Source organism: Azospirillum sp. B506, from assembly GCF_000333595.1.
In the GTDB taxonomy this organism is placed as follows: domain Bacteria; phylum Pseudomonadota; class Alphaproteobacteria; order Azospirillales; family Azospirillaceae; genus Azospirillum.
This window is the reverse complement of record NZ_BADK01000967.1, coordinates 1-1,686: the sequence shown is the minus strand read 5'-3', so window position 1 is coordinate 1,686 and position 1,686 is coordinate 1. Positions and strand designations below refer to the sequence as shown.

Annotated in this window: 2 protein-coding genes; both read left to right on the top strand. The window is 62.6% G+C overall.

All coding sequences use genetic code 11. The features are described 5' to 3' along the window. A partial coding sequence (locus I71_RS39250) for a hypothetical protein (RefSeq protein WP_211098456.1) occupies positions 1-230 on the top strand: 230 nt, incomplete at its 5' end. Between the two features lie 656 nt (positions 231-886). Beyond that, positions 887-1,555, top strand: coding sequence for an RraA family protein (locus tag I71_RS29930; protein ID WP_042702973.1), 669 nt, complete (start codon positions 887-889; stop codon positions 1,553-1,555). Positions 1,556-1,686 lie beyond the last annotated feature (131 nt).

Below are 1,686 nucleotides of genomic sequence, written 5' to 3'. Positions count from 1 at the left end.
GCCAGGTTGGGGTCGAGGGTTCGAATCCCTTCGCCCGCTCCAGTTTCCTCCAGTTTACAGGCTGGAGCGTGCGATCTCAAAAGGCCGGACCCTCGGGTGCCGGCCTTTCGCATTTTTTCACCCGTTCCGATCCGTCTCCTGCCGAAGTCATCATCCGATTCGTCATTGGCGCTTGTCGGATCGGCGGCGCATGCCGGATTTGGCTGGCTGCTGCCGGGCGGCGTGTGTGACTTGTGGGGTTGCCGCCCAGTCATCGCGGATCTTCATTCGCCCACATCAAGTCCAATCCGCCTTGCCTACAATTGTAGTCAGCCCTTCCGCCTGAAATTCATTCGTGCTTTTGCGACTCTGGACAATCTTTTTCGAGCAGAATCCCAGTGGTGCGCACTGGTCCGCGTCTTTTTGACATCCCAACAAATTCTTGCTTATGGTTGTATCATGGTTCTAAATAGCGTAAAAGGCGGCATGTAATTTTCCAAGACACATTTTTAGATTGTCAATGACCTTGCCTTTGGTCGCTGAAGCGGGTACGCTTCAAACTCTAAGTAAATGCCGCTTAAAGCGCCGGGAGTTGTGCCGGAGACTGGGGGATATGAAAACCCGCCTCGGAATTCAGGCAACCTCCCGCGGAAGGACGTTTCGGTCGCCCATCCCGGCATAGCCGATGCCGCTCCCCGGCTGTGCTCCGGCGTCGGCAGGCGACGAGCGGGCCGAATGCGTGGATCGCTTCCGTTCCTGCCCCATGCCCGTCCCACCTCCTGCCGAGCCAGGGACGGACTCCAGAATCGGGCTTTGCCGCCCCCCTGTCCCGAATTTCGCCCCAGACACTCCGTCCCAGACACTCCGCTCCAGACACCAAGGCCAGATACCAGGAAAGGACCCCGCCATGGCTATGCAGCGCTATCTCGTCAACTATCCCCGGCTGTCGGCCGACTCCCTCGCCAAATGGTCGTCGGTTCCCAGCAGCGTCGCCTCCGACGCGATGAACCGGTGCCAGAGCATGGATTCGCGCATCAAGCCGATGGTGCCCGGCATGCGCATCTGCGGTCAGGCCCGCACCGTGGTCACCATGCCCGGCGACAACAGCATGGTTCATCATGCCGTCAGTCTGGCGGAGCCGGGCGATGTGGTGGTGGTGGCCGGCGGTGGCCTGGACGATGTGGCATTGGCGGGCGAATGGGTTGTGCGCTGCTGCAAGCGGCGCGCGCTTGGCGGCCTGGTGGTCGACGGCTCGGTCCGCGACCTGCACGAGATTCGCGGGCTTGGCCTGCCGGTCTTCGCCAAGGGTGCCGTGGCCCGCGGTCCGCACAAGAATTTCGGCGGCAAGATGGATGTCACCGCGGCCATCGGCGGCGTGCCGGTCAATCCCGGCGACCTGATCCTCGGCGACGAGGATGGTGTGGTCGTGGTGCCGCTGGTCTTCGCCGAGGCCGCCCTGACACAGAGCCTCGCCCTGCTGGAGCGCGAGCGCAGATGGACCGAGCAGATCGAGGCCGGCGCCACCCTGGTGGACGTGCTGGGCGTCCCGCCGCTGGAGATCGTTTCCGCCGAATGACCGGGATCGCATAAAGGAAAGCCTCCGCCTCTGCGGCCATCGCCCTAGTCCGCCCCCATGGTGCCGCGTCCATGTCGCTGATTTTCCAGATCGTCCTGCCGATGTTCGGCCTGATCGCCCTTGGCTTCTGG

Coding starts and splice junctions, on each gene's coding strand:
- I71_RS29930 (WP_042702973.1), top strand. CDS start 887: ATGGCTATGCAGCGCTATCTCGTCAACTATCCCCGGCTGTCGGCCGAC.